Consider the following 25,025-nt stretch of genomic DNA (forward strand, 5'->3'; position numbering starts at 1 on the left):
GGAGGCGGTGCAATGGGGCTGTTCCATTGTCTCATATCACCTCCTTTCTTTATATATGGAAATGATTAATATTCTGCAGGATATAAAGAGAGAAATGATCTAATTGAAGCCTAAAGAGGAGGGGTAAGATGGAGGAATTGGTGAATAAAGCGTCAGGCATGGTTTGGAGCCTTGGTTTGGTAGCGTTTGCACTTGGTGCGGGATTGTTCTTTTCTGTTTTGACGCGTTTTGTACAATTTAGATATTTCAAGGAAATGATCAAGCTTCTTTTTGAAAAAGGTAAACCCGAATCGGGTGTGACCTCTTTTCAGGCGTTTACGATGGCGTTAGCCGGCCGGGTTGGTATAGGAAATATTGCCGGAGTCGCTACTGCTATTGCGTTTGGTGGTCCGGGGGCAGTTTTCTGGATGTGGGTCATGGCCTTATTAGGAGGTGCAAGTGCTTTTATTGAATCTACTCTTGCACAGGTTTATAAAGTAAAAGATGGTAATCAATACCGAGGCGGAACCCCTTATTTTATTGAAAAAGGCTTAAATATGAAAGGCTTCGGGGTGTTTGTTGCTATTGTTGTTACCCTTTGTTACGGAATCTTAGTTCCAGGTATTCAGGCCAACACAATTGCTGTTGGATTCGAAAACACAATTGGCCTTAATAAAAGTATCACTGGCATTGTTCTTGTTGTATTGCTTGGCATAATTATTTTTGGCGGCGTTAAGCGTATTGCTACTGTTTCAGAAAAGGTTGTTCCTTTTATGGCTTTAGGGTATGTGGTTATCACGTTCGTTCTTTTATTTGCGAATGCAACAGAAATTCCAGCAATGCTTTGGCTGATTATTTCAAGTGCTTTTGGTGCCAATGAAATGTTTGGCGGAATTATCGGGGCAGCAATTGCATGGGGCGTTAAGCGAGCAATATTCTCTAATGTTGCTGGTGTCGGAGAAGGGACCTATAGTTCAGCCGCAGCACATGTATCCCACCCAGCTAAACAAGGTCTTGTACAAGGCTTTTCCGTCTATATTGATACTATCATTGTTTGCACAGCAACAGCACTTATGATACTAATCACCGGCATGTACAGTGTTACACCAGAAGGACAGCAGCCAATTGTAGAGAATATCTCAGGTGTTGAGGCGGGACCAATGTGGACACAGGCCGCTGTTGAAAGTGTTATCCCTGGATTTGGCGGTTTGTTTGTTGCGATTGCTATCTTTTTCTTCGCCTTTACGACTCTGATGGCATACTACTATATTTCTGAAACAACACTCGTTTACCTCGGCAGAAAAAGAAATTTAAAAGGGTTAAAAATAGGCTTAATGATTCTTTTCTTAGGAATGATTTACCTTGGAAGTGTCGAAAACGCATCTCTATTATGGGCACTCGGCGACTTTGGTTTCGGAAGCATGGCTTGGCTTAACTTAGTGGCAATTTTACTCTTAACTAAAACAGCTTTAAAAGTATTTAAAGACTATGAGAAACAGAAGAAAGCAGGCATTGAACCAGTCTTCGATCCGGTTAAACTTGGTATTAAAGGAGCTGATTTTTGGGAAGAGAGATTAAAGAAAAATAATACGAAAAATAACAGGAAAATAGAAGAGAAGCCATTGGAGAAAAGTAATTAAAGCTATAAAACTTTCAATACTGAGGATAAAACCATTATTACGGTTGGTGATAGTTTCGCTTTTATTTATTTCTATCCTCTAAATAGTTTCTCGGAATTTGTTGGGGGACGGAACATTATAAGGGATGGAATGTACCGGTTAGAGTAGATAAGGTGCAGTGGATAATATGGGGAACAGGTTAGGTATTTTAAAGCTTATACCTATACCGGTGTCAGTTTTTGTAGAAGAATGATAAATAATAATCATAGCCGAATATGATAAAATAAAGTAGTAACCGAATATTGTGAGGGTGGTTGGTTGTCACTCTTCCTTCTGGCTATATCTAGTCTGAAAGGAGGTGATAATTATGGAAACATTTCTTGAGTTTGCAAGAGAAGTTTTGAAAGGGGTTGTACGTGCAATTAGTGCATATTTCTTTAAAAGAACTTTTCTTGAACGAAAGAAAACCACCCAACGCCGTCACAAGCATAGGGGTGGTTCTCAACGAAAATAAAACGGTTTGACAACCACCATCCTGACGGTAGATGGTTGCAGGGAGAAGTGTTAGCGCACTTCTCTCTTTATCTATATCCATTATACATGAATTTATTCTAAGATTCTAGACTTAAGTGGTTCGGAGATTGCCCAGGCCCCATCTAAAATAACATTAAAAGTCGTATGGAGTTCTGTAAAGCAGAGCCAAAACATCCTCGTCCACAACGGACGAGGATGTTTTTAACAGAATAAATCATTCTTCTTCGGATTATTCAGCCCAAACAGCGGTCTGATAAACAAGGCAACTCCTGTACCAAGCATTGCCATAACCATCCATACCCAGCCGTGCAAGCTGAATGAGGCAATCCCGCCAAAGTATGCGCCAATGTTACAGCCAAAGGCAAGACGTGCGCCATATCCCATTAGTAATCCACCAACGATGGAGGCACTCGCTGGGCCGACTTTTAATTTTTTAGGCTTGAAATTACCTTGTGCAGTTGCAGCAATGAAGGCACCTAAGATAACCCCAAAGTTCATCACACTTGTGGAGTCAGCAAGAACACTTTGGCTTAGTGCCATGCCGTTTGCCCCTTGGAAATATCCCCATGAAGCAACGTCGACCCCAACAAAATCAAGTGTTTTTCCACCCCATAAAGCAAAGGCAGATGTAATTCCCCATGGCTGTCCGCGGACTGCTAGTGTCAGAGCATTTAAGATTGCTAGAATCAATCCAGCAGCAACTAGTGGCCATGCACCTCTAAAGATTTTCTTCCAACCGCTTGTTGTTGCGAGCGGCTTCATCATCGGAGGTTTTCTTCTCTTCGCAAATTGAGCAAGAATAAAGTAAATCGCAACGAAAGCAATCATTTGGACTACCCAAGCTCCACCATACCCGAGATTTGTAGATGTAGCAAGGGAGAATGGCTCAAGTGATGGCGTGCTCATCCAGAATGGGAAATGAAGCGCACCAATTGTGGAACCAATAATAAAGGCTATCAGTGTAAGGATCATCGAGCTGGAGCCCCCACCAAGATTATAAAGTGATCCAGAGGCACAGCCGTTTCCAAGCTGCATGCCAATACCAAATAAAAATGAGCCAAATATGACACTCATTCCTACTGGAGAAACATATCCCGCAGGATCGGCCCCAGTAAATGAAAATCCAGTACTAAGAATGATGGCAAATAATGTAGTCGCAACCATGAGCATCAGCATATGCGCCTGGATGCCCTGTGTATTTCCAACGGACATAAGCCGTCTGAAAGCTGATGTAAATCCAAAACGGGCCTGCAATAAAGTAACACCTAATGCAATTCCTATTAAATAAAGAACTCCTTGCACCATATTAGTCGTGCTGGCAATTGCAATAAATAAAATAACTGCAGCGATAATTCCAAGTGTTAGATATGGTTTTTGAATAGGCTGGAGTTCTTTAATCACTGTTGTTGGATGTTTCGTAAATGTCTTTGATGATACGGTTGCTTGCTGTTCCAACGTAAAAACCTCCTTATTCCCATTAAAATAATGGGGTTTATATGTATTAAAGTTTATAAGAAATACGGAGGTTTGTAAAGATGTTGGATTTGATTAACAGTTTCTATTGACAAGGGGGGTGACTCCAGTATAACGATATAAACATTTCTCGGTATAACCATACTGCATTTAAATTATAAAATAATTAATGCTAAATAAAGTCCTTTGTCAGCAATAATGTGGTCAGATTTTAATTGCAAAATGTCATCCAACAAGAAAGCAGCAGATTATGGCTGCCAAATGCCCTAGGCTAAGTTCATACATAAATGAAAAACTTAAGTCTTTAGATTAATCCCCAAATCTAGATTTCTCATCTTCATAATTAATCTATTATTTGATAATATATAGGATGTTACATTCTTTAAAAAACTAATTTAAAAGCATAATTCGCAACTTTGTAGATATAGACCAGCATAATGAAAATAAAAAGGAAGATTACTATGCATAAAACCCTTTCCTGGGCAGCTGTTATCCTCTGGATGGGGTTGATTTTTTACTTATCACATCAACCTGCTGCAGAGTCTAGTGAACTTAGTACAGGAGTTACAGAAATAGTGTTAAGTATAATAGAAAAAATGGTTCCCAATGAGGGTTTAGATGTTAATCGTATTCATCATCTGATTCGAAAAAATGCTCATTTCTTCATATACTTTTTCCTTGGAATGCTAGTGCTTTATGCATTAAGAAAGAGCAAGGGAACAGGATATCAAACAATCGGGTTAGCAATGCTTATCTGTGTGCTATATGCAATTTCCGATGAGGTCCACCAGCTTTTTGTTCCAGGCAGAGGGGCTCAAGTGATGGATGTGCTAATTGATAGTGGAGGAGCTAGTGTGGGGATAGTGAGTTATTTATTGTTAGGTCAATTGAAAGTTACTGTCCGCAGAAAATGAGTGTGAACAATGTTTATGTAGAATTGTTGCAAAAGTTAGATTAAATGGAATAAATAAGAATGCTAAAAAGAGGGAGACAGGAAATGACTAGAAAATCACATCATAAGAAATCCAGAAAGCTATGGTTGAAAATTCCACTGATTTTAATTGGACTGCTTGTCCTTGGAGGAGGGGCATATGCCTTTTCCATTTATAATAATGCTGCTAAGACGGTAAATGAAAAAATGCATGAGCCCGTGAAGTCTATTGATCGAGAAACGACGAAAAAGAAAATGGAAGCAACCGAACATCTTAATATATTATTGTTGGGAATTGATTCACAAGAAGGTACGAGCGGCCGATCTGACGCATTGATGGTTCTATCACTTGATCCAACAGACGATTCTATGAAGCTAATTAGTATCCCGCGAGATACGAGAACAACAATTGCCGGTAAAGGAATTGAAGATAAGATAAATCACGCCCATGCATTTGGCGGTACTGAAATGTCTATTGAGACGATCGAAAATTTCTTAGATATTGAGCTTGATTATTATGTACGAATGAACATGGACGGACTATCTGAGCTAGTAAACGAACTCGGAACAATTACAGTAGATAATGAGATTGCTTGGAATGATGGTACATATGACTTTAATGCTGGTCCAGTTGAACTCGATGGTGATAAGACAATGGCTTTTGTTCGAATGCGCAAGCAGGATCCAAACGGGGACTTTGGCCGAACATCCAGACAGAGGCAAGTAATCGAAGGCATTATTAACAAAGGTGCTTCTGTTGGGTCTGTCACAAAAATCAACAGCACAATCGACGTACTAGGTAATAACATGGCAACAAATCTGGATTTTGACGATATGAAGAAACTGTTGTCCGGATATAAAAATACAAGGAACAATGTTGAAAGCTATCAGCTGCAAGGGAACGGAACAACGATTGATGGCGTTTATTATTTGATTGTGTCTGGTGAGGAGATTGAGAAGGTTAGAGGGATGATTGAAGGAGAGGTATAGGAAATGTTGTGTTTGGCATTTAATTTTGTGTGATATGACAATCGGTATTATCTGGATGAAAGATTTATATCTAAAGGAACTTAACATGGAGCCTCTGTGGTAAAGGTGAAAGGCTATAAAGCAAGGTTTGTACTTGCTTGGAGCATACCAATACCACTTCTCCATGTATAGTTGTGTTTATACTGAATTCATTGAAACGCTTGATTGTCAAGAGATAATAAAAGTATCAAAGGGACCGCATTCTTCTCTCAGTTAACTAGGTCACCAAGATTAATAGATATGTTTTTCGCTGTGAAAACAGTAGATGAAATCTATCTACTCTTTAATAATTTCTCGTTCATTTAAAGATTGTACAGGACGATGGTTGTCAGGAAAAATGTCTTGGAATGCTTGAATTTGTACGTCTGACATTTCGATTGGTTGCTCAAAAATCATCCATTTCACTTCTTCTGTACAAGGAGGTGTCGTTAGAGAACCGTTATAATGGAAAGATGTTTGATCTTGGGGTAGCAGTGCTTGTAAATCAATCGGTTCTTTTACGGAAATATCTTTTTCTGTTTCTTCCTGCGGTAATACTTCCCAAATAGATGCTAGATTTTCATTTTCTCTACCTTCTTTAATCATTAATCCAAGTACGGCAAGATTGCCATTTGCATCGTTATGTACTAGGTGCAGCTCCATATCATAATTCTGGCCATTAAATTGATGTTCACTCGGAGTATGGAAATGAAATTGAGCGAGCATATACTCATTTCCTTCAATGACAATGCTGCTGCTTTCTGTTACAGCATTAGCTTGAACTGTGTGACCGTTGTTTACGAGTGAAAATGTTGTTGGCTCATATTGAATCTGAATATCCTCTGGTTTTTTATTCGCTTTTACTTGGGAAAATTCGACATTAATGGGTGATTGTTCACTTCCATTGGTACAGGATAAGTTTTCATTGTCTAGTTTTCCCCAGTGTTCAGGCCCTGTATCCCCGTTATAAGACCACTGGGAAGTATGTGTAGTAGTATCTTCTGATTCATTTTCTTTCATACCAGTGTTTTGTTCCTCGTTGGCATCATCTGTCTTTTCTTCTTTTGATCCAGCTGTTTCCGGAGTTTGTTCCGAGCAAGCTCCTATAAAAAAGCTTAAAGATACAGCTAAAAATAGATAAACGAAATTCTTCTTCATACTTAATACGATTCTCCCTTTTTCCATTTTTTTCTTGCCCAACCAACAATATACTAAAGAATAGAAGAACAATAAAGCGTTATTTTTCAATAATTGTTTGAATCCTATATTTCGGTAAAAAGAGACTATTATTTCATAAGTATAAAAGAACGGCATATGAAATATACCTCCTACTAATTAATTAGTTATCGACTTGTATCACGGCTGAAAAATGATGAAAAGGGAATCAACGATAAATTGCATCTGGCCTGAATCAAAAGAAGTCGAATGAGATAGAGATTAAATCCAAAAAATTAAGGAAATAGGGATTTTCGTATTCTTAATCATACAATTACAACGAATTTATAATAATTTTCCCATCATTCTCTCATTATGTTCTCATTTTTCAGCGGTATATTGATTCGTAATAAAAACATTTGGAGGAATGTATCATGAAAATCGTTATTGTACCGTCTGGATTTAAAGAATGTTTGGGCTCTGAGGAAGTGGCTTCAGCAATGGAACGTGGTGTAAGGCGGTTTGATCCGTTTATTAATATGGAAGTTATTCCAATGATTGATGGTGGAGAAGGATTTGCAAAGACGATCACTCATTTAAAAAATGGAGAATTAATATATAAAGAAGCTACAGGTCCTGTTGGGCAGAAAATATTAAGCCATTTTGGCGTTTTTGTTGAGAATGGAAAACGAACTGCCGTGATTGAAATGGCAGCAGTTGCTGGGCTGAAGCTCGTGCCTCGTGATCAACGAAATCCATTAAGAACAACTACCTATGGTGTAGGTGAGTTAATTTTAGCTGCGCTTGATTTAGGTGTTGATCGAATCTTAATCGGCTGTGGTGATTCTGGAACGTCAGATGGTGGTGCTGGAATGGCGCAAGCTTTAGGGGTTCAGTTTTTGGATAAGCAGCATCGATCAATTCCTATAAACGGGGGTAAGGATTTATTGAAGGTGGATTCTCTTAATCTAGCGAAATTAGATAAGCGCTTACAAACTGTTGCTATTGATGTTGCATGTAATTGGCAAAACATTTTATGTGGCGAGAATGGAGTGGCCAGAGTTTTCGGTCCGCAAAAAGGGGCCACCCCATTGCAAGTAGAAAAGTTATCAGCTGCTTTAGAGCATTATGCGGCGTTAATTCAGGAATCAGTTGGGATAGAGATAGGTTCATTGCCAGGGAGTGGTGCTTCTGGGGGATTAGGTGCTGGTTTAATTGCATTTACCGGTGCAACATTACACCCACGTTTCAATATTATTATGGACTATATTAATATTGAGGAAAAAATTTCTACTGCTGATATCGTATTCACTGCAGAAGGTAGTTTAGATTTTCAAACTCCAAATGGAAAAATTCCAGCGGAGGTTGCACGTATTGCGAAAAAGAATAACATCCCTGTGATTGCGATTACTGGGACAATCGGTAAAGGAGCAAATTTAAATTATCGTGCGGGTATAGATGCTTACAGTAGTATTATTCAAAAACCAACAACTTTAGAAAAGGCGATGAAAAGGGCGCCAAAGTGGATTGAGGAAAGTACAGAATGCATACTGCGACAAGTTGCTATTGGCTTAGGAATTGGTGAAAGAAAATTGCTAAGGGAAGGCATGAATCAAAAGTGATGTCACGAATGGAGAAACGATTAGAAAAGCAGAATTGGATCAAATCACGGGTAAGCCAATTATCAACGAAGTCGTTCGTAATTATCAGCATACATGTCCTACTAATAGTACTGATCCTATCCATAGGTCGTTTAGATTTTAATGGAAAGATAGCTTTATTCGCATTTTTATCAGCAATGACGCTATGGATCACAACTAAAATACCCGCAGGATTCGTAGCGATTACACTTATTATGTTTATCATTATGATGAATGCAGCAGGTACGGAATTGTTATACAAATCACTATCTGAGAAGGTAGTATGGTTAATGATTGGTTCTTTTATTATCGGTGAAGCAGTGAAACGATCTGGATTAGCAGAACGATTAACACGTTCTGTATGCAGAAGGTCAACGAAAAAAAGCAATGTGCTTTTTGGAATAGGTTCGGTTTTCTTTGCATCTGCATTTTTCATTCCATCTACCTCAGGTCGAGCTGCATTATCTAAACCGATTGTGAATCAGCTAGGTGAAAAGCTTTCAACTAAAGAGCAACGCGTATTGGCTATTATTACACCTGTACTTATATTAATGAGCACGTCAGCAACATTAATAGGTGCAGGATCTCATTTAATCGGAGTCTCTTTACTGGAAAGTACATCTGGTCAAACCATTTCGTATTTAAAATGGTTTCTATGGGGAGTGCCATTTGCGCTCGTTGTTACGCTTGTTTCATTTTTTATCATTAAATGGTGCTTGTGGCCAAAAGGTGAAACTGCAGAGATGGATGTAAAACCAGAAGAAAAAACAATGCAAGAAACTCAGTTATGTGGGGCTGAGAAGAAGACACTGATTTTGATTTCATTTTTAATTGCAGGCTGGATGACAGAAACGATCCATGGCTATGATATTGCATTTATTACAATGATAGGTGCTATCCTGGTCATGATACCGAAATACGGGATCATTCGTTGGAAAGAAGGACTAGCGGCGGTATCTTGGAGTTTGATTTTATTTGTTGCTGCTGCAACGGCGCTAGGAAAAGTGTTAGTCGATACAGGTGTAGTCCACTGGATTGAAAACGAAATGCTGCATGTACTGAATCTGTTTGTAGGAGCTCCAGATTGGCTCATTGTTTTCATTATCTTGGTTGTAACCGTAACGAGCCATTTGTATATTACCTCTCATTCGACACGAGCGATTATCTTTATTCCAAGTTTATTGATGTTTAGCGAGACAATAGGGGTTAATCCTGTTGCAGTTGTTTTCTTGAGTTTAATTGGGATGAACTATTGTGTTACATTTCCGGTTAGTTCCAAAGCATTGCTGTTTTTTTATGAGGAAGGCGACATATCCTATGATGCTAGTAATCTATTAAAGATGAGTGCTATATTAATGCCCCTCTATATACTTCTTATGATGTTATTTTATTTTTCGTATTGGCAATGGGTAGGGATGGGATTATAGAAGCTTGCAACTGTAAGGATATTCATTTCTACTAGTATTTAATTGAAAAAGGTGGAGAAACACTCCACCTTGTAAGTCACATTTATCAGAATAAGGCGTTCCAGAGTAACAGCCGTGTTTCTTAGCCGCATGCTAATAACAAATATACACAAGAAAATTAATCATGTTGTTATGTTCTTTTCTTTCAATAAATCGCCCAATTTTTGCAAATGGTCTATAGAATGAGAGCTCGTTCGTTTGCCTATTTCTATTACAAGTGTTTCAAGCAGTGCCATAGTTGGTACAATGGAGTATTGTTTGTCGCTTGCTTGTGTATGAAAAACAATTTCAGCATAAGAGGCTACCGGACAGGAGTAATGGTCAGTAATCAAGATAAAAGGATGCCCTTGTTGATAGCAATATTCTGCTACCTTTAAGCTTAATGTTGTAAATGGCGACTGAGCTATTAAAATAAGCAGGTCACCTTTTTTAAATTGCAGGATCCGGTCAAAAATAAATTCATGATCATAGCTTAGTTGTCTTGTTTTCGGATAAAATTCAGCAAGCAGATTCTCAAAATAAATCGCAGCCACTTTTGATGTGCGCAAACCTAAGACATTGATGGTATCCATGCGAAGTATTAATTGAACTGCTTTCTCCATGTTTTCAATTAAGTTATCATTCATCGTTTCATTTAATAGATAATTAATTTCATTCCAGGCAGTAGCCATTGCTGGGATTTCGGAATCTGATTCATTATCTATAAAAGACCTTTGCAAATGCCACCAAGTAGAATTCCCCGAATTAATCGTAAAATGATGGAATTCCTTTTTAAATTCCTGAAAGCTATCATAACCCAATGCTTTTACTACTCGTAATATAGTCGTTGTACCGATACCAACCTTTTCCGCTAGTTCGGTAATAGTTAAGACACCTACAGATTTGTAATTTTCAATGATGTATTCACAAAGGATTCTTTGTTTTTTCGGCAGGAAGTCCTTTTTGGATAATATGGTATCAAGAATATTGGGGTTGTCCATTTCATATTCATTCCCTCTGTCAACATGGATTTTATACTAATACTTTAATGCTAACTTAATAATAATGAAGTCGTCAAGGGATGGAATTCCAACTTTACAGAATTTTTGGGATTTAATACTTTCTCTTAAAGAAATGAGACATCTTATAATCCATGTAAATAGGGAGAGCTTTTGATTGTTTATCCAAATTCCCCAGATTTTATAATTTAGTGTATGAAAAAGGAAAAAAAGTACCTTTTCAAAATAAAAAGTGTTTACAATATTCCAAAACGCTGTTATTATTAAATTGAAGGTTCAGATTATTTTAAAAGAGGAGTGAATGTATGAGGGATAAATCATGAAAACGAAGTAAACCACTGATTATCTATTGGTAGGGTGGTTGAACGATAGTTATTGCATTTGCTTTGGGAATCAGGGTGGCCAGTTTATTGGCGGACATGAAGCTAATCCAATCTATGGATATGAAGGCAGCGCCTGACAAGGGAATACCAAGTAATCTTTCCAATCCAGCAAAACTTCAAATGTCACGATTTAACGGAATGATTATTTTATAATGAAGGATGGGTTATTCATTTGCTGTTATGGATGACATGATTGTAAGCGCTTTATATGAGGTGGCTTACAGTGCGCTTGGTGCAAAATATTGTAACCCTGATGCTGTGATTCTTGGATTAATATGCTGCGGAATTGAAGCGCATATACAGGCTGCTGGGCTGCCTGGCATTATCGCATTTAGGTGTCTCACTTCATTACATTTAAAAGGAGGGTAAAAATGGAATTCACACCTTGGACAATTTTTATTGATTTTGGTTTTATATGTCTGTTGTTGGTAGTAGGAACTTTGTTAAGGGCAAAAATAAAGGCTATTCAATTTCTGTTTTTGCCAGCCAGTTTATTGGCGGGATTAATGGGCTTGATTCTCGGTCCTAATGGGTTTGGCATTATACCTTTTTCTGATAACTTAAGTACGTATACGAGTATATTAATTGCACTCATCTTTGGTTCACTACCTCTAAGTGCAGCGAAAATACCTATTAAAGGAATAGCTAATCGAATTGGCAGTATGTGGTCTTTTGCCCAGTCACTGACGATTTTTCAGTGGGGTGGAGGAATGCTTTTTGCTCTTCTAGTGTTAAAGCTGTTTTGGACTGATATACCGAACGGGTTTGGATTAGTTCTTGCTGCTGGGTTTGTAGGAGGTCATGGAACTGCGGCTGCAATTGGTGATGCTTTTTCAGATACGTGGGCAGATGCCGGCACCTTAGCAATGACGTCTGCTACAATGGGGATTATTTGTGCTATTGTTGGTGGTCTGTTTTTAATTAAAAGAAGCACTATCAAAGGACAAACATCCTATATTAGTGATTTTAAAAGCTTGCCTGGAGAGCTGCGTTCAGGATTAGTGCCTAAGGGCAGCCGTGGTTCTATTGGAGATGGTACGGTATCTTCCATTTCAATTGATCCGCTTGTATATCATCTTGCCCTTATAGGAGTTATTGCAACAGCCGGCTATTACTTAAGTGAATGGGGAACAACTCTTTTTCCGCAAATCTCCATTCCAGTATTCAGTACAGCGTTCATTGCTGGTTTAATAATAAATAGGCTTTTACGTACTGTTAAAGCAAGTGATTATGTAGATAAACAGATAATTGACCGAATTAGTGGTGCTGCAACCGATTTATTAGTTGCTTTTGGGATAGCATCCATTAATTTAGCAGTTGTTGTAAATTATGCTTTGCCGTTAGCATTGCTGCTAGTATTCGGGCTATTGCTAGTAACCATATTCTTTTACTTTATTGCCCCACGACTTTTTAAAGAAAATTGGTTTGAAAAGGCTATATTCTCATGGGGCTGGGGAACCGGAACTGTAGCAATGGGTATCGCGTTATTGCGCATTGTTGATCCAGAGCTCAAAAGTAAAACACTTGATGACTATGCACTCGCCTATGTTGGTGTTGGTACAGTAGACATTTTAATTGTTAGTTTAGCTCCTGTACTCATAATGACAGGCCAACACTGGCCATTTACACTTGTTGCTCTGGCTATTGGTACTCTGGTTCTAATTCTTTCAAAATGGATGGGGTGGTGGAGCTATTCTGCAGCTAAACAAGAGAGTAGAAGAAATATAAGTTAAATGCTTAAAGCAAGTAAACTAGATAAATATAATTTGAGTATGATCTGTTAACAGTCCTCCCTTACAATCAACTTAAAAGGGAGAAGGATCTCTCCCTTTGTTCAGAAAGGAGTATGCATTCCAGGTTTTATACAACCATTTACTCTGTAAACATTTTATGGAGGCGCTATCATTATATGAGAATGGTGTAATGATTAAGGATAGTAATTAAATCTGCCGTTTTATGTGTAATGCAAAAACAACTAATCAAATAAGCTAAGCATAAGGAAAGAGTAAGAGTATGATGCATTATAAATTTTAAATAGAAAAGGACGTGTATCAATGGATGCAGATGTAGCGGTAATTGGTGTTGGGACAATGGGAAGTGCAGCAGCTTGGCAGCTTGCTTCACGAGGTGCGAAAGTATTAGGATTTGAACGATATGCTCCAGGTCATGATAAAGGTGCGGGACATGGTGAAACCCGTATATTCCGAACTGCATATGGCGAGGGAACCGAATATGTTCCATTTCTTCAGGAAGCTAAAAAGCTGTGGCGACAACTTGAAACCGAGACAGGAAATAATATATATGAAGAAACAGGGAGAATTATTATTTCCGAAAAAAAGGATTTAGAAACAGAAATCAATGGAGCAAACCTTCATAATTTACCTTATGAGTTATTAGATGCGCAAGAAGCTTCTGTACGTTTTCCACAACATAAATATGAAGAGAATGATATGGTTTATGTGGATCCGGAAGCAGGCTTTGTTAGACCCGAGCTTGCTATACAAGCTGCATCGCAACGTGCGATTGAACTGGGTGCCAGAATATATTGCGGTGTATCTGTTACAGCTATTGAGCCTGATGATGCTGGAGTAACAATTTATTGTGGAGAAGAAAGTTTCCGGGTCGGTCATGTTGTTGTGTCTGCAGGTGCTTGGGCATCTAAGCTACTTCCACAATTATCATTGCCGGTTTGGGTGGAAAGACAGATATTAGTGTGGTATCGTGCGAAAAATCCAGATGCCTTTACACTGGAAAACTTCCCAACCTTCGCACGCGAGCGAGAAGGGCACAGATGGTATGGTTTCCCATCACTAGATGGTGATCTCGTTAAAGTTGCTTTTCATCATGGCGGAGATACAGTTGACCCAGATACGATAGATCGAGCTACACATAAAGAAGATACAGAGCTATTATCAAACTTTATTGAAAGATACATCCCTGACCTTGATCCTAATCCTGTAAAGGCAAAAGTATGTATGTACACGAATACACCAGATAACCATTTTATTATTGGTCCTGTTTCGGGGCTGCCTAATGTAACGATGCTTGGACCAATGGCGGGACATGGATTTAAATTTGCACCAATCATGGGCAAATTAGTTGCTGAAGTTGCCACAGGTGCGACACCAGCATTGAATATAGATATGTTTCGGCCTGATCGGTTAATACGTGTTTGACTTGCCTTTTATGTAGATAATGCAGTACTTTGTGTTTAATCCCGCAAAGTACTGCATTTTTATTTTGCTATTTTAATATGACTTTTTCTATGTTCTTATAAAAAGTTATATTTTTCTTCTAATCTATTGGAATTACATACAAGTATGACTCATACATGTTTGGTGCATTCAAGTATAAATCTGCATTTGCTGCATAAAGTCGTCACTCTATTGACACTTTTATATTAATATATTAGGCTGTCTGTAACGGGTTACATATGGGTTTCAAATTACTCAGCATATATTTAATAGGAAGGAGGAATAAAATGAAAGAGTGGATATACCAGCGACTTTACCTTTTTTATTCAGGGATTCTTCTACTTTATATTATAAATGTGTTTTGGGATAATTCTGTTTTAGCGTATATTGTTGGCCTATTAGCAATACCAATGTTGGTAATTTCTTTCCTATGGGCAACAAAACTATTTAGAGTGCTTGGTAGTGCTTTTATTATAATCGGATTTATTATGTATAGTTCAGCTGAACTCCCAATTACTGACATTCCGCTATATCTAACATCTAATATGTCTATGTTAGCATTTTTAATGATTTTGCCTTGGATAAATAGTGTTGTCCATGTGGGGCGCTATGATGAACAGATTAACCAGCTAATGAAGGAAAACGTAGATAATTTAGGGAGTTTGTACGTCAGAAGTACGGTCACAACGTACATATTAATGACCTTTCTTAATTTATCAGCAATAAATCTTGCGCAAGGTGTTCTGATTGAAAATATGAAAGGTGTTAAAAAGGTAATCCGGGATACCTTTATAAGTAAAACAACAATAAGGGCATTTGCCTTAGCTTTAATATGGAGCCCTATGGAAATTATTGTTGCTATAACGGTTGATGCTACAGGTATCAGTTACCTTGTATACTTGCCATGGCTTCTGCTCGTTTCTGTCATTGCTGTAGCGATTGACTTATTTTTAGGAAGAAAACGTTATGAGAAAATCCCTTATGTACAGACGAATAAAAGTGAAAAAGAAGTTTCCTTAAATGAAATTTTACAACAAATATTAAAGTTGCTTTTTGCTTTAACTTTATTTTTAATAACCATTCTAGTCGTAAGTAATGTATTTAATTTGAATTTTATTCTTACGGTAACCTTAGTAATTTTACCATTCTCTAGCATATGGGCAATAATCATCAAGAGATGGAATCAGTTTAGAATTCTGGGTTATAAAATATGGAAGGAACAAACGAATCGGATGCAAAATTTCGTTATTCTTTTTCTATCTTTAGCATTCTTTTCCAATAGTTTAAGTGCCACACCTATATTGGAAATCGTACAAGGCCCTTTCTTGAAATTTGAAGATTATCCTATTATTATTTTATCTCTCATTTTAGTTACTTATTTTGTTATGGCATTGATAGGCGTACATCCTATTGCTACGATTGGTATTTTATTAGAGGTGCTGTCACCGTTATTTACAGTCTTTAATCCAGTGAGTATTGGTATCGTATTAATCGTTGCTGCATTGGCAACATCCAGTTCAGGCACATATGGCATAACAGTTACGATGACATCATTAAATACGCAGCAAAATCCATATCGAATCACGCTTCATAACCTGCCATTTACATTGCTGTTTGGAATGATTGGAATCGTTGTAGCGTTATTCATGATATAAATTTGTTATTGACAATTTATATCACATACATTATTGTTAACAATGTGTAATCGGTTACAGGTTAGGTGGGGGATTGTATGGCGACAATTAAAGAAGTGGCGAAAGAAGCTGGTGTATCAGTTGCTACTGTATCTAGAGTATTGAATAAAAGTGGTTATGTTAGTAAAGAATCAGCAGCCAGTGTCAAAAAAGCTATTGAAAAATTAAATTATCAACCTAATTCTGTAGCGAGATCACTCTATCATAAAACTTCTAATATGATTGGTCTTATTATTCCGGATATTACAAATCCCTTTTTTCCAGAATTGGCAAGGGCTGTAGAGGATGTAGCTATGATTTACGGTTATACAGTCGTATTATGTAATTCGGATCAAGACCCGGATAAAGAAAAAAAATATATCGATTTGTTTAAACAGAAATATGTAGATGGCATCATCATAACTGCACATGGATCTAATTCAGAATTATATATAGACTCAAAAATCCCTATAGTTGCCTTGGACCGTATTAGTGATTCAAGTTTACCGACAGTAGTATCGAATAATTATGATGGAGCCCGAAACGCCACTAAATTATTATTACAAAAAGGGGCAAAGAATTTAGCTCATATTCGGGGCCCGCAAGGTATTACGCCTGCTGATGATCGTTATCAAGGATTTATTGATGAAATGAAAGAACAGCACTTTGACTATATTATAGAGGAATCAGCATTTGAATTGAAAGCTGCTGAAAAGCTGGCAGAGAACTTTTTCAATACACATGCTCAAGTAGATGGCATCTTTTGCAGTAGTGATGCGATTGCAGTGGGATTTTTGAAGGTAGCATTAAAAAGAGGAATTAAAATCCCACAAGATGTACAGATTATTGGATTTGATGGTGTTGCCTTTGGTGAAATGATCTATCCGGAACTAACAACAGTGGCACAACCAATTTATGATATGGGAGCTTTAGCTACAAGGTTGTTGATAAAAATTATAAATGGAAAAGAAACCGAGCAATTAAAGTATGAAATACCAACGAAAATGATAGAACGTGGCACTACTAAATAACATGGAGGAGAAACCATTGACGAAACCAATTATTACAGTAATCGGAAGCATTAACATGGACTTAGTTGTCTCAGCTTTAAGACGCCCTAAAGCTGGGGAAACCATATTAGGAAATGATTTTCAAACAAGCCCGGGAGGAAAGGGAGCAAATCAAGCTGTCGCAGCCGCCCGATTAGGGGCAGAAGTTCATATGATAGGGTGTATAGGTAACGATGAATTTGGATCAGAGTTAAAGACATTCCTTGAAAGGGAAACTATTTTTTTGAATGGTGTGGAACCGGTTACAGGTATTTCCTCAGGAGTTGCTTTAATTACGATTGCCGAAGCCGATAACAGTATTATCGTAGTTCCTGGAACCAATAAGCTGGTTACTCCAGAATATGTGAGAAAATATGAAGAACAAATTGCCACGAGTGATATTGTTCTTACACAATTAGAAATCCCTATTGAATCTGTAGAGGAAATTGCAAGGTTATGTTATAAACACCAGACACCATTGATTTTAAACCCGGCGCCTGCTATGGAATTAAATGAGAATCTCATCAAACTTGCCAGTTATATTACACCCAATGAAATAGAACTTGCCTATTTAGAAAAAACAGAAATAGAGTTGAGCAATTACCCGGAGAAGTTAATCGTAACTCAAGGAAAAGACGGTGTTATCTATCATGACGGCGATGGTATTTGTAAGGTACCTAGTTTTATAGTGCCAACAGTTGATACAACAGGGGCAGGCGATACATTTAATGGTGCTTTCGCCTACGCTATTAGTAAAAATAAAAATGTGAAAGCAGCATGTAATTTTGCGAATGCAGCAGCAGCTCTATCCGTTCAGAAAATGGGAGCTCAGGGAGGAATGCCGACAAAAGATGAAGTAAATAAATTTTTACGTGCTCAAGGGATTGCAAATGCAGAGATTAGGGATTAAGTATTAGCTACAGTACAACAGTCAAAGGAGGATTAAAAAATGATTAATATCTTGTGGGGATTAATGGGATGTGCGGGTATTATTTTGATCTCGTACTTGCTCTCTGAAAATAAAAAAGCGATTAATATATGGACTGTCAGCATGGGGTTTATTTCCCAAATTATTTTAGGATTTATCGTTTTGCAATGGGATATTGGAATCAAGATTGTTGAGGTTGTTTCGAATGGAGTTTCGAAAGTAATGGATTATGGTGTAGAAGGGTTAGCCTTTGTATTTGGCTCTTTAGCAGATAAAGAAGGTCCAGCCGGTCCCATTTTTGCCATTAATGTTCTGGCAATCATGATATTCCTGTCCGCTCTCATCTCGTTGCTTTACTATTTTGGGATCATGCAGTGGGGAGTCCGTGTGATTGGAGGAACCATATCAAAATTTATGAAGACGGGTTACGTAGAATCTACAAACGCAGCGTCCAATATATTCTTAGGTATGACACAATCGTTTTTAACGGTAAAACCTTATATAAAAAATATGTCTAGATCACAAATATTTGCCATCATGGTAGGAGGGTTAGCCTCTGTTTCAGGTGCCGTTTTACTAGGTTTGGCTGCTATGGGGATTCCAATTAACTATTTATTATCAGCAGCAATTATGTCAGCACCTGCAGGTTTAATGATTGCCAAATTTATGATACCGGAGACAGAACCCTTAAATCAAAATGAGTGGAATGAGGCGGATGAATTCTCAGGAGACTCTAAAAAAGATACCAGTATGATGGAAGTTATTGTAGAAGGATCCAACGATGGTTTGAAATTTGCTGTTAATGCTGTCATTATATTAATCTCTATCATTGGGCTTGTTGCTTTGCTTAATGGAATTCTAGGTGGAGTTGGATCATTAATTGGATTACCAAGTCTATCATTTGAGCTCATACTCGGATATATTTTTGCCCCTTTTGCTTTTATTATTGGAATACCATGGAATGAAGCAATCATGGCAGGGAATTTACTTGGGCAAAAAATTATTATCAATGAATTTGTCGCATTTGCATCTTTTTCATCGATTATCGAACAATTTTCCGAAAAGTCAACTGCTGTTTTAACATTTGCACTTTCTGGTTTTGCAAATATCGGTTCAATCGGTATTATTTTAGGTGTTATGTTGGGAATCGCACCTAATCGAAAAAAGGAAATTCAAGATATGGCATTTAAGGCTTTAATAGCTGCTACATTAGCTAATTTATTAAATGGAGCAATCGCAGGTATATTCTTCTTTTAATTCTAATGTAAGCGTATTAAAGATTGAAAATAATAATAAAGGGGAGATTTATGATGGAAAAAGTAATTTTAGATGTAGATACTGGGATAGATGATGCATTAGCCATTCTGTATGCAGCTGAAAGTAAGAAACTTGATATTTTGGGGATTACTGCTGTTAATGGGAATGTTCCGCTTGAATATGTGATGGAAAACAGTAAAAAGGTATTAAAATTTTTAGGGAATAACGAGATCAAAGTGTATAAAGGAGCAAGCCGTCCCATTTTGACAGAACCACATCATGAATTTCGAGTGCATGGGGAGGATGGAATTGGCGGCGCATTAAATGATATCCATGTTGATGAGGAAGATCCTAATCTGTTTGCACCGGATTTCATTATTGAACAGGCATACAAACATCAAGGTGATTTGACATTAATTATGGTTGGCCCGTTGACAAATCTTGCTTTAGCACTTCGTAAGGAACCAAACTTGGAACATTGGGTTAAAAATGTCGTGGTGATGGGTGGACTTGTTTCTGAAAGTGGGAAAGGAAATAAACTTCCAAACTCAGAGTTTAATATTTATGCCGATGCTGAAGCTGCTAAAATGGTGTTTCACTCTGGTATCCCGGTCAAACTAGTAAGCTTGGACGTGACGTTAAAAACATTCTTAACTAGAGAACGGATGGAAGAGTTACAGGGGAGCAAATATTACGATTTTGTGATTAAAAGTACCGAAGTCTTTCGGGGGTTCAGCAAGAAAAGATATGGAATAGATGGTTGCGCACTTCATGATCCATTAACTGTTGGTGTTGTATTAGACCCAACGCTCGTAAAAACTGCAAAGTATTTTGTAGATGTCGAGACGAAGAGTGATTTAAGCTATGGACAAACGATATGTGATTTTAGAAACATTTGGGAGAAGGAGCCAAATGTCGAAATTTGTCTTGATGTTGATCACGAAAGATTTATTACCTTGTTTATTGATGCTTTAAAAAGCGTAAAAGCATAGAGGAACAGAAAATTGTTTGAATTACTAGTTTGTGATGATTAACATAAAACGTAAATGCAGGGGGATTTTATTATGAAACCAATTATTATTGATACAGATCCTGGGATTGATGATATTGTTGCATTAACTGCAGCGTTATTTTCTGAGAAACTTGATGTGAAATTAATAACAACGGTTGGTGGTAACGTTGGTATTGAAAACACAACAAAAAATGCTATTGATCTTGTAACCTTTTTAGAAAAGGATACGCGGGTTGCAAAGGGATTTGGTGAACCACTATTAAGATCAGCAAAAACGGCAACTCAGGTGCATGGAAACAGTGGTATCGGCGAATATAAATTTGAAGCAGAACCGAATCCTGCTATACTTTCTAATGAGAATGCCGTTATAGAATTGAGAAATACGATTATGAATGCTGCTGAACCTGTAACGCTTGTACCAATTGGGCCACTTACGAATATTGCACTTCTGTTTAAAACATTCCCAGAAGTTAAAGCGAATATTGCTGAGGTTGTGTTGATGGGTGGAGCGGTTGAAGGTGGTAATGCAACACCTGTAGCGGAATTCAATATTTATGCAGATCCACATGCAGCGAAGATTGTTTTCGATACCGATATTAAAATTGTCATGTGCGGACTTGATGTCACTCGTCTGACAAGTGTCACCATGGGGGATGTTATGAAGGTGAAGGACCATGGCAGTATCGGCAAAATGATTTATGAGATGCTGCATTATTATAAAAACGCCTATTCAAATGAAGCTATTGCAATACATGATTTATGTACCATTTTTTACCTGACAAAACCTGAATTCTTTACTGTTAAACAGGCAAAAGTAGATGTGGTGACAGAAGGTCCAGCAGCAGGATGTACGGTAACGAATTATATAGATGGTGGCAATGTTTCCGTTTGTGTGGACGCAAATGTGAAAGCGTTTCGGGAGGAATTTGTAAACGTATTTCAAGAGATTAATAGTAATGTAATGTGCTAAAGTTTGCGATTTGTTTGGGGCAAATCTATAGAAGAATCCAAAGGCATTAGAATATCAAGAGGATTAGATTTTTCCCTATTCGAATTAGTCCCAAACAATGTTAGTTTTAACTGAATAGATGGGGTTACATTTGATCATGTTATTGTCGATAACAAGGCACACCTGCACAAACAAATAATATGGACAAGCCGATTCTAAGTATTAGCTGGCAGGACTTAACCTTTTCCAGCTTCTGCAAAGTATCGGCTTGTTCTTTCGATGTTCTGTTATGAGCTTCTCCAGGCTAATGTATCTTGAATGATCTTCAAGTGCACACCAACCCATGCTTTTTCTCGATAAAAACAATCAAGAGCCCACCTCTGTCCAGATGCAATATCTATCTTCAGTACTATCTTTTACTCTTTCATACCTTCACACTGAAATACATCTCTCCTATTCAAACCCTATCGCTACAACTACCAACTAAGTTTTTTACTGCTTTTCTACACAAAACGACATGGGTACTCTGTCTTAAGATAATAGAAATAATAAGCTAGTGTTAAGATTCATGGGTCATGGGAATGATTTCCCCCATCCACCCTAGTAAACTCCATTATAATTTGGAAGAATATAAATAAATAAATAAAATAAAGTCGTTTTTTAGGGAGTGGAATCGGTTTTGGAAATCTATTTAATGATCCTATTCTACTTATGTTTGCTTTTTCCGGTACTCCATCTATTCCATTGCTTACCATGGTTTAGTTTAAAGGGAGAAAACGATAAACATAAGTTGGCGTCAGAAAAAGGGATAAGTATTTTAGTCCCTTGCTATAATGAGGAAAGAATTATTGAAACATCGATCAACAGTATGAAATCATTAGCATATGAAAATTTTGAAGTGATTTATATCAATGATGGTTCATCCGATCATACATTTCATCTCTTGCAAAAATATTTAGAGTTGGAGACATTGTGGAAAACACCATTAAATCAACTCTCATCTCAAGAGGTAGTGGGTACATATCAATCAAAGCGTTACCCGAATATTTATGTTGTCGATAAATTAAATGGTGGAAAAGCGGATGCGTTAAATGCGGGAGTAGAATATTCCAGAAAAGAATTGGTTGTCACATTAGATGCGGATACTGTGTTAACAGAGCAAGCCTTAACTGCAGTCAACGATAAATTTGAAGATGAGAATGTCGTTGCGGCAGGTGGGATGGTGCATGTTTTGCAAACCAAAACAGCTAATCCCCTAAATAAGCTTTCTCTTTCTAAAGCAAATATGCTGCTGCGCGTGCAAATGCTAGATTTTATAAAAGCATTTTATATTACGAAAATATCGCTTGCACGTTTTCAAGGGCTAGCTATTATATCGGGAGCATTTGGCATCTTTAAGAAGGATCTACTGATTGAAGTCGGTGGCTATCGATCATCGGTGGGCGAAGACATTGACATTACATTAAAAATCCAGCGATACATTTCCAAAAAGAAGAACAGGAAAAAGAAAGTCGTACTCATATCAGATGCCATTAGCTACACGGAATTACCGGAAACGTGGAAAGACTTATTTAAGCAGCGTATACGCTGGCAAAAAGGATATATGGATTGCTTTGTTCACTTTCTGCCTTTCCTTTTGAAGACATTATTTACAAAGTCTGTTTCTTTTTTCTATATCGTTGAATCATTTGTAGTAGCAATACTAGCAGCTTATATCACAGCAGGAGTATTTATTTATACAGCAATAACAGGTTATTCTCCTGCACTGATTAGCTTTATTCTTCTCTATTTAGTGTATATATTTTTATTTAACCTTATTTACACTACAATGGCAATTAGACAAGTAAAACGGTATGGATTCTCATTTGAAAAGGGGGACCGGTTTCGCTTATTGCTAACGGTTCTCTATGATATTTTTGTGCATCGATTTGTTACGATGTACTTCGTTATGTACGGAAGCGTTGCTTATTTCTTTAATCGAGACTGGAAAAAGGTTGCTCGAACCGGAAGAAATTATGAAACAGATGTGGCTTCATAGGAAGCAACTTGAACTACAGTTGTTGTGTAACCAACCAGAATAAAGTGAAGCGATAGGCGAGGATAAAATAATGAATAGAGATATGTTAAAGAAAATTGTACTAATTGTAGTCACTGTTTTAGTTGTTGGGATTGTAACAACTGGCAGCTATGCCTGGAATTTATTTACGTCTGCCATGACAGATATTCAGGAAGAAATAGATTACAAGAAAACAGAAAAACGACTGCAAAACATCGATCTTGCAGAGGGCGATCCCATATCTGTTTTGCTGATGGGAATTGACGAACCTGAAGGAAAGAAAGACATTTATCGTCGTTCCGATACACTTATTTACTTAACGTTAAACCCGGATACTAAATCAACCCATATGGTAAGTATACCCCGTGACACACTGACTGAAATAGTTGGACATGGAAAGAAAGATAAAATCAACCATTCTTATGCGTTTGGAGGCACAGCAATGACATTAAGAACGGTGGAAAAATTCCTAAATGCTCCGGTTGACTATTTCGTGAAAGTAGACATGAAAGGATTCCAAGACATTGTGGATGCGGTAGACGGTATTGAAGTAACGAACTCATTTGAGTTTACACAGGATGACTTTACCTTTGAAAAAGGACCAATTCATCTAGGAGGAGAAGAAGCCTTATCCTATATTCGGATGCGGAAAGAGGATCCAAAAGGAGATTTCGGTCGCCAGAAAAGACAGCGACAAGTTATCCAAGCCCTTTTAGAAAAAGGGAGTACCTTACCAGGCTTAACATCTTCTATTACGAACCTTGAGGAGATTATCACCTCTGTTTCAGGCAGTGTCAGAACAAACTTAGGCTTAAAGGAAATGTGGGATATCCAATCGAATTACGTTGATGCTCTTCGTCATATTAAAGAGCACGAAATAGAAGGAAAAGAAACGAAAGAAAGTAAAGTTTTTTACTATATACCTGATGATGAGAAAATGAAGCAGCTTTCTAAGGATTTAAATGAGCAGTTGGGGAGAAGTGGGGAATAAGTTTTTTCGAGAGAAATATATGCAATTAGTGCTTTTTTAAACAAACTTTTCTTGAACGAAAAAAACCAAGGCAAGGCTTCAACTCGCAATAACAATAAGCCGATTCAAGTTATTGTCTTGTTTCCGGCTTATTGTTAATTAATGGTCCAATTACTGACGTTTCAACCCTGTTAGTGGAATCCGATTGTATATGAAAAAGAACTCCCGCAAAGAATCGCGATGTTCCTTCGATGTTCTGCTAGGAGCTTCTTCTCGCTAAAATATCTTGAATGATCTTCGTGTGCACACCAGCCCATGCTTTTTCTTTAAAATGCAGAATCAAGCTAATCGTGAGTAAAATTAAGTAAATGATGGAGAAAATCACCCAATTTGTACTTCCATCGTGAAAGAGGAAATTTTCCAATGGATTCGCAAAGAGAAAGAGCAGCCATGGTATAGCAGTTGCAAAAATTGGAATGATTCCAATCCCGCTTTTTTCTTTTACTATTTGGTAATAAATTAATTGTAATGTTTCACTGTCGAGTGATTGATAAAATTCTTTAATGGTTGCCGCTTCCTTTAAATATGGGCTTTTCTTTATGTCTTCACTTGGCATCTCTCTTAGTCGAAGATAGAGTTTATGTGCATCTCCACGCATCGAAAACCTCAGGTAAACTCCTCCTCTCATATAGAACTGACATTACTACCATTTGTAAAATAGCTAAAATAATACATGCATTGGAATACTTGC

22 protein-coding genes are annotated in these 25,025 nt (G+C 37.5%); 18 read left to right on the plus strand and 4 right to left on the minus strand.

The annotated features are described in order from the left end of the window. The first annotated feature begins 128 nt into the window (after positions 1–128). Together NSQ77_RS15285 and NSQ77_RS15290 are read left to right on the plus strand one after the other, a co-directional pair. Positions 129–1,619, plus strand: a complete 1,491-nt coding sequence (locus NSQ77_RS15285) for an alanine/glycine:cation symporter family protein (protein ID WP_339226908.1) — start codon at positions 129–131, stop codon at positions 1,617–1,619. A gap of 346 nt (positions 1,620–1,965) precedes the next feature. After that, positions 1,966–2,112 (plus strand): hypothetical protein, encoded by a 147-nt coding sequence (locus tag NSQ77_RS15290; RefSeq protein WP_339226909.1) that lies wholly within the window; start codon positions 1,966–1,968, stop codon positions 2,110–2,112. Between the two features lie 221 nt (positions 2,113–2,333). On the opposite strand, the gene NSQ77_RS15295 is transcribed toward NSQ77_RS15290, so the two are convergent. Further along, the gene (locus tag NSQ77_RS15295) at positions 2,334–3,587 is read right to left on the minus strand and encodes a YeeE/YedE family protein (RefSeq protein WP_339226910.1); all 1,254 of its coding nucleotides are present in this window, start codon (positions 3,585–3,587) and stop codon (positions 2,334–2,336) included. 479 nt (positions 3,588–4,066) lie between these two features. Here NSQ77_RS15295 and NSQ77_RS15300 point away from each other — a divergent pair, with 479 nt between their 5' ends. Next, positions 4,067–4,519 carry a VanZ family protein gene (locus tag NSQ77_RS15300; protein WP_339226911.1) on the plus strand — a complete coding sequence of 151 codons (453 nt, stop codon included), beginning with the start codon at positions 4,067–4,069 and terminating at the stop codon, positions 4,517–4,519. 83 nt (positions 4,520–4,602) lie between these two features. Beyond that, entirely contained in the window at positions 4,603–5,526 is a 924-nt protein-coding gene (locus NSQ77_RS15305) for an LCP family protein (RefSeq protein WP_339226912.1), read from the plus strand. A gap of 315 nt (positions 5,527–5,841) precedes the next feature. On the opposite strand, the gene NSQ77_RS15310 is transcribed toward NSQ77_RS15305, so the two are convergent. Beyond that, on the minus strand, positions 5,842–6,702 hold the full coding sequence (locus NSQ77_RS15310) for a carbonic anhydrase family protein (RefSeq protein WP_339226913.1): 861 nt from the start codon (positions 6,700–6,702) through the stop codon (positions 5,842–5,844). 431 nt (positions 6,703–7,133) lie between these two features. Here NSQ77_RS15310 and NSQ77_RS15315 point away from each other — a divergent pair, with 431 nt between their 5' ends. Both NSQ77_RS15315 and NSQ77_RS15320 read left to right on the plus strand, forming a co-directional pair. Beyond that, the gene (locus NSQ77_RS15315; protein ID WP_339226914.1) at positions 7,134–8,321 is read left to right on the plus strand and encodes a glycerate kinase; all 1,188 of its coding nucleotides are present in this window, start codon (positions 7,134–7,136) and stop codon (positions 8,319–8,321) included. A gap of 8 nt (positions 8,322–8,329) precedes the next feature. After that, positions 8,330–9,766 (plus strand): SLC13 family permease, encoded by a 1,437-nt coding sequence (locus NSQ77_RS15320; RefSeq protein ID WP_339226915.1) that lies wholly within the window; start codon positions 8,330–8,332, stop codon positions 9,764–9,766. A 161-nt stretch (positions 9,767–9,927) separates the two neighbouring features. Here the strand turns inward: NSQ77_RS15320 and NSQ77_RS15325 are convergent, their stop codons facing one another. Then, positions 9,928–10,785, minus strand: a complete 858-nt coding sequence (locus tag NSQ77_RS15325) for a MurR/RpiR family transcriptional regulator (RefSeq protein WP_339226916.1) — start codon at positions 10,783–10,785, stop codon at positions 9,928–9,930. Between the two features lie 428 nt (positions 10,786–11,213). Here NSQ77_RS15325 and NSQ77_RS15330 point away from each other — a divergent pair, with 428 nt between their 5' ends. The 12 genes from NSQ77_RS15330 to NSQ77_RS15385 all read left to right on the plus strand — a co-directional run bounded on the left by NSQ77_RS15330 (position 11,214) and on the right by NSQ77_RS15385 (position 24,295). Beyond that, positions 11,214–11,339: a hypothetical protein gene (locus NSQ77_RS15330; RefSeq protein WP_339226917.1), complete on the plus strand. Its 126-nt coding sequence runs from the start codon at positions 11,214–11,216 to the stop codon at positions 11,337–11,339. Positions 11,340–11,345: 6 nt separating this feature from the next. Beyond that, complete coding sequence (locus NSQ77_RS15335) at positions 11,346–11,555, plus strand: hypothetical protein (RefSeq protein WP_339226918.1); 210 nt, start codon at positions 11,346–11,348, stop codon at positions 11,553–11,555. 2 nt (positions 11,556–11,557) lie between these two features. Continuing rightward, on the plus strand, positions 11,558–12,919 hold the full coding sequence (locus NSQ77_RS15340) for a sodium/glutamate symporter (RefSeq protein ID WP_339226919.1): 1,362 nt from the start codon (positions 11,558–11,560) through the stop codon (positions 12,917–12,919). Between the two features lie 321 nt (positions 12,920–13,240). Continuing rightward, positions 13,241–14,362: an N-methyl-L-tryptophan oxidase gene (solA, locus tag NSQ77_RS15345; RefSeq protein ID WP_339226920.1), complete on the plus strand. Its 1,122-nt coding sequence runs from the start codon at positions 13,241–13,243 to the stop codon at positions 14,360–14,362. 305 nt (positions 14,363–14,667) lie between these two features. Then, positions 14,668–16,035 carry a hypothetical protein gene (locus NSQ77_RS15350; protein WP_339226921.1) on the plus strand — a complete coding sequence of 456 codons (1,368 nt, stop codon included), beginning with the start codon at positions 14,668–14,670 and terminating at the stop codon, positions 16,033–16,035. 77 nt (positions 16,036–16,112) lie between these two features. Next, on the plus strand, positions 16,113–17,084 hold the full coding sequence (locus tag NSQ77_RS15355) for a LacI family DNA-binding transcriptional regulator (protein ID WP_339226922.1): 972 nt from the start codon (positions 16,113–16,115) through the stop codon (positions 17,082–17,084). Between the two features lie 16 nt (positions 17,085–17,100). After that, positions 17,101–18,012, plus strand: coding sequence for a ribokinase (gene rbsK / locus NSQ77_RS15360; protein WP_339226923.1), 912 nt, complete (start codon positions 17,101–17,103; stop codon positions 18,010–18,012). A gap of 39 nt (positions 18,013–18,051) precedes the next feature. Next, positions 18,052–19,287 (plus strand): nucleoside transporter C-terminal domain-containing protein, encoded by a 1,236-nt coding sequence (locus NSQ77_RS15365; protein WP_339226924.1) that lies wholly within the window; start codon positions 18,052–18,054, stop codon positions 19,285–19,287. A gap of 53 nt (positions 19,288–19,340) precedes the next feature. Further along, positions 19,341–20,279, plus strand: coding sequence for a nucleoside hydrolase (locus NSQ77_RS15370; protein WP_339226925.1), 939 nt, complete (start codon positions 19,341–19,343; stop codon positions 20,277–20,279). Between the two features lie 72 nt (positions 20,280–20,351). Further along, complete coding sequence (locus NSQ77_RS15375; RefSeq protein ID WP_339226926.1) at positions 20,352–21,269, plus strand: nucleoside hydrolase; 918 nt, start codon at positions 20,352–20,354, stop codon at positions 21,267–21,269. 658 nt (positions 21,270–21,927) lie between these two features. Further along, entirely contained in the window at positions 21,928–23,286 is a 1,359-nt protein-coding gene (locus NSQ77_RS15380) for a glycosyltransferase (RefSeq protein ID WP_339226927.1), read from the plus strand. 70 nt (positions 23,287–23,356) lie between these two features. After that, positions 23,357–24,295: an LCP family protein gene (locus NSQ77_RS15385; RefSeq protein WP_339226928.1), complete on the plus strand. Its 939-nt coding sequence runs from the start codon at positions 23,357–23,359 to the stop codon at positions 24,293–24,295. A gap of 238 nt (positions 24,296–24,533) precedes the next feature. Here NSQ77_RS15385 and NSQ77_RS15390 read toward each other — a convergent pair whose 3' ends face one another. Beyond that, a complete protein-coding gene (locus NSQ77_RS15390) occupies positions 24,534–24,932 on the minus strand; it encodes a hypothetical protein (protein WP_339226929.1) in 399 nt (132 codons plus the stop codon). Positions 24,933–25,025 lie beyond the last annotated feature (93 nt).

It is taken from the genome of Oceanobacillus sp. FSL K6-2867 (genome assembly GCF_037963145.1).
Taxonomy (GTDB): domain Bacteria; phylum Bacillota; class Bacilli; order Bacillales; family Amphibacillaceae; genus Oceanobacillus.